The sequence below is a fragment of the Hydrogenophaga sp. genome (assembly GCF_041633695.1).
Classification (GTDB): domain Bacteria; phylum Pseudomonadota; class Gammaproteobacteria; order Burkholderiales; family Burkholderiaceae_C; genus Hydrogenophaga.
In genome coordinates, this window is record NZ_JBFJMY010000345.1 from 1 (window position 1) to 4,463 (window position 4,463).

The 4,463-nt window shown below is 64.9% G+C and carries 5 protein-coding genes; all 5 read right to left on the reverse strand.

Features of this window, described 5'->3' with window-relative positions:
* The coding region (locus tag ABYB95_RS17595; protein WP_372659869.1) for a histidinol-phosphate transaminase at nt 1–1,089 on the reverse strand (1,089 nt) is incomplete at its 3' end.
* Entirely contained in the window at nt 1,082–2,428 is a 1,347-nt protein-coding gene (gene hisD, locus ABYB95_RS17600) for a histidinol dehydrogenase (protein ID WP_372659871.1), read from the reverse strand. The genes hisD and ABYB95_RS17595, both read right to left, overlap by 8 nt.
* Nucleotides 2,425–3,075: an ATP phosphoribosyltransferase gene (gene hisG / locus ABYB95_RS17605; protein ID WP_372659873.1), complete on the reverse strand. Its 651-nt coding sequence runs from the start codon at nt 3,073–3,075 to the stop codon at nt 2,425–2,427. The genes hisD and hisG overlap by 4 nt, the downstream gene beginning before the upstream one ends.
* Nucleotides 3,072–4,340 carry a UDP-N-acetylglucosamine 1-carboxyvinyltransferase gene (gene murA / locus ABYB95_RS17610; protein ID WP_372659875.1) on the reverse strand — a complete coding sequence of 423 codons (1,269 nt, stop codon included), beginning with the start codon at nt 4,338–4,340 and terminating at the stop codon, nt 3,072–3,074. Before murA ends, hisG begins: the two co-directional genes overlap by 4 nt.
* Nucleotides 4,341–4,347: 7 nt before the next feature.
* Nucleotides 4,348–4,463 (reverse strand): BolA/IbaG family iron-sulfur metabolism protein (locus ABYB95_RS17615; RefSeq protein WP_372659877.1); only part of this gene is annotated, 116 nt, incomplete at its 5' end.

Genomic DNA, 4,463 nt, shown 5'->3' on the forward strand with positions numbered 1-4,463 from the left:
CGCGGTCTCTTCGGGTGTTCCCACCGTCAGACGCAAACAATTGGACAGCAATGGGTGCATTTTAGAAACATTCTTGACCAGAATCCGGCGCGCCTTCAGGGCCTGGAAGCAGCGTTGCGCCGCATCCACATCGCTGGCGCCCGCGCCGTGCACCCGCACCAACACCATATTGGCCTCGCTGGGGAAGACAGTGACGCCCAGCATACGGCCCAAGGCCTGCAGCAGCACCGCACGCTGTTCGCAGATGGCGGCGGCCTGTTCGGCGAACACGGGGGCATGTTCCAGCGCAAACGAAGCGCATTCGGCGTTGAGCACGCTCACGTTGTAGGGTGGTCGCAGTTTGTCCACCTCGGCGATCAGCGCCTGCGGGCCCAGCATGTAGCCGATGCGCACCCCGGCCAAGCCGAACTTGGAGAGTGTGCGCATCAGCAGCACGTGGGCATTGGCCTGCGGCTGGGCACGTATCTCGTCGAGCCAGCTGCGGCTGGAGAAAGGCTGGTAGGCCTCGTCCATCACCACCAGACCACCGTACGTGGCGGCCTCGGCGATCAGGCGGTGGATCGTGGTGGCGTCCCAGAGGTTGGCCGTGGGATTGTTCGGGTAGGCGATGTAGGTGATGGCGGGCTGGTGCGCTCGCATGGCCGTCAGCATGGCCGCTTCGTCGAGCTCGAAGTCGGGCGTGAGCGGCACGCCGTGAAAGGCCAGACCTTGCAACTGGGCGCTCATGGCGTACATGACGAAGCCAGGCAGCGGCGCCAGAATCGACGCGCCGGGCACATCGCAGGCCATGGCCAACAGCGAAATCAACTCATCGGAACCATTGCCCAGCATCAGCCCGTAACCGGCAGGAAGGTCCACATGCCGGCCCAGTTCCGCCTTCAGGTCTTCGACCTGCCTGCCCGGGTACCGGTTGATGGCCACACGGCCCAGGCGCTCACCCAGCGAGCGCTGCAACTCGGCGGGCAAGGAAAACGGGTTCTCCATCGCGTCGAGCTTGACCATGCCGGTGGCGTCCTGCACCGCGTAGGCGTGCATGGACTGGACGTCCTGGCGGATGAAGCGCATCGGCGGTTGATTCGTTTCAGTCATGGCCACCCCGCATGGGTGGCACTGTTTTCAAGCGCATTTCGGCGGCGCGGGCGTGGGCTTGCAAGCCTTCGCCGTAGGCGAGTTCGGCGGCGATCAGGCCCAGCGTCTGCGCACCCGCTTCGCTGACTTCGATCAGGCTGCTGCGCTTCTGGAAATCGTAGACACCCAGTGGCGAGGAAAAGCGCGCGGTGCCGCTGGTGGGCAACACATGGTTGGGACCGGCGCAGTAATCGCCCAGGCTCTCGCTGGTGTAGGCGCCCAGGAAAATCGCGCCCGCGTGTTTGAGCAAGGGCTCCCAGCGCTGCGGCTCGCGGCTGGACACTTCGAGGTGTTCGGGTGCGATTCGGTTGCTGATGGCACAGGCCTCTTCCATGCTGCGGGTTTGTATCAATGCGCCACGGTCGTTCAAGCTCTTGGCGATGATGGGCGCGCGCGGCATGGTGGGCAGCAGGCGGTCGATTTCGCGCTGCACGGCGGCGATGTAGGCGGCGTCGGGGCACAACAAAATGCTTTGCGCCAACTCGTCGTGTTCGGCCTGGCTGAACAAGTCCATCGCCACCCATTCGGGCGGCGTGCTGCCATCGGCCAGCACCAGAATTTCACTGGGGCCAGCGATCATGTCGATGCCCACGGTGCCGAACACGCGCTTTTTGGCGCTGGCCACGTAGGCGTTGCCCGGGCCGGTGATCTTGTCCACCCTGGGCACGGTGGCGGTGCCATAGGCCAGAGCGGCCACGGCCTGTGCGCCGCCGATGGTGAAGGCGCGGGTGACACCGGCCACACAGGCCGCCGCCAACACCAGCGGGTTCTTCGCACCACCGGGCGTGGGCACCACCATGATGATTTCCGACACGCCCGCCACGTGCGCGGGAATGGCGTTCATCAGCACGCTGGAGGGATAGGCCGCTTTGCCACCCGGCACATAGATGCCCACCCGGTCCAGCGGCGTGACCTTTTGGCCCAGCAGACTGCCGTCTTCGTCGCGGTACGACCAGCTTTCGCCACAGGCCTTTTTCTGTGCTTCGTGGTAGCTGCGAACGCGCCGCGCCGCACTTTCCAACGCCTGGCGCTGGGCCGAGGGCAGCGCATGCAGTGCAGCTCGCAGCTCGTCCTGGCTCAACTCCAGCGCCGCCATGTTGGTCACGTCCAGCGCGTCGAAGCGCGCGGTGTACTCGAGCACCGCCGCGTCGCCACGGGCTTTCACATCGGCCAGGATGTCGGCCACGCGCTGCTCGATGGCGCCGTCGGTCTCGGCCGACCAATGCAGGCGCGCTTGGAAGCGGGTCTCAAAGTCGGGGTCCGAGGTGGACAGGCGAACAGGAGCGGCGGACAAATTCATGGCGTTTCGGATGCGGCAATGGCGCGGGAAAAGGCATCGAGCAGGGGTCGGATGGCGGCCCGTTTGAGCTTGAGCGCGGCCTGGTTGACCACCAGACGCGAGCTGATGTCCATGATGCGTTCCACCTCGATCAAGTGGTTGGCCTTGAGTGTGTTGCCAGTGGACACCAGGTCCACGATGGCGTCGGCCAGGCCGGTGAGCGGCGCCAGCTCCATGCTGCCGTAGAGCTTGATCAGGTCCACGTGCACGCCTTTGCTGGCAAAGAATTCGCGTGCGATCGCGGTGTACTTGGTGGCGACCTTCAAACGCGAACCCTGGCGGATGGCCGAGGCGTAGTCAAAGTCGGCGCGCACCGCCACGCTCACGCGGCACTGGGCGATCTGCAGATCCAGCGGCTGGTACAGCCCTTGGCCGCCGTGTTCGATCAAGGTGTCTTTGCCGGTCACACCCAGATCGGCGCCGCCGTGCTCGACGTAGGTCGGCACGTCGGTAGCGCGCACCAGCAAGACCCGCACACCGGGCTGGTTGGTGGTCAGAATGAGTTTGCGCGAGGTGTCCGGGTTCTCCAGCACCTCGATGCCCGCCGCCTTGAGCAGGGGCAGGGTTTCGTCAAAGATGCGGCCTTTTGAGAGCGCGAGTGTGATCATTTCACTCTTTCGATATCGGCGCCGATGGCACGCAGTTTGTCTTCCATCTGGTCGTAACCCCGGTCGAGGTGGTAAATCCGGTCCACCAAGGTTTCACCTTCGGCCACCAGACCGGCAATCACCAGACTGGCCGAAGCCCGCAGATCGGTGGCCATGACGGTCGCGCCCGAGAGCTTGGGAATGCCTTCGACCACCGCCACCTTGCCGTCAACCTGGATCTGCGCGCCCAGGCGCACCAGCTCGTTGACGTGCATGAAACGGTTTTCAAAAATGGTCTCGGTCACCTTGCTCGTGCCCTGGGCGATGCAGTTGAGCGCCATGAACTGGGCCTGCATGTCGGTGGGGAAACCCGGGTATTCGGTGGTGCGAAAGCTCTGCGCCTTCAAACGGCCTTGCGAGCGCACGCGGATGAAACCGTCGCCGGCGTCGATGGAGGCCCCAGCCTCGATCAATTTGTCGATCACTGCGTCCAGGTGTTCGGCGCGGCCATGGCGCAAGATCACATCGCCGCCGGTGGCCGCCACGGCGCACAAAAAGGTGCCGGCCTCGATGCGGTCGGCCACCACCTGGTGGGTGCAGCCGTGCAGGCGATCCACCCCCTGGATGTAGATGCGGCTGGTGCCATGGCCTTCGATTCTGGCGCCCATGGCGATCAGCATCTCGGCCAGATCGGGGATCTCGGGCTCCTGGGCCGCGTTTTCCAGCAGGGTTTCCCCCTCGGCGAGGGCGGCGGCCATCAGAAAGTTCTCGGTGCCGGTCACGGTCACCATGTCGGTGGCGATGCGGGCACCGCGCAGCCGCGTATGGCCTGCGGGCAGGCGCGCCAGCATGTAGCCGTGTTCCACATCGATCTCGGCGCCCATGGCCTGCAGCCCTTTGATGTGCTGGTCCACCGGGCGCGAACCAATGGCACAGCCACCGGGCAAAGAGACTTTGGCGTGGCCGAAACGGGCCAACAACGGGCCCAGCGCCAGCACCGACGCGCGCATGGTTTTCACCAGTTCATAAGGTGCTTCCGGCTGGATGGTGTCGGCCGCCTGCAGCGTGATGCCGCCGCGCTCGCCATGGGTCTCGGTCTTGACGCCCATGTTGTCGAGCAAGGTGCGCATGGTGGCCACGTCGCGCAACCGGGGCACGTTGTGCAAGGTCACGGGCTCGCTGGTCAGCAAGGCGGCACACAGCTCGGGCAGGGCGGCGTTTTTGGCGCCCGAAATGGTGACTTCACCGTTCAGAGGGCGTCCGCCCACGATTCTGAGTTTGTCCATGGGATGTTCAGGCCTGTGCCGCCCATTCGGCGGGTGTGTGGGTTTTCATGGACAAGGCGTGCACTTCGTCGTTGCGGATGCGCTCGCCCAGGGTGTCGTACACCTTCTTGTGGCGCGCGATCA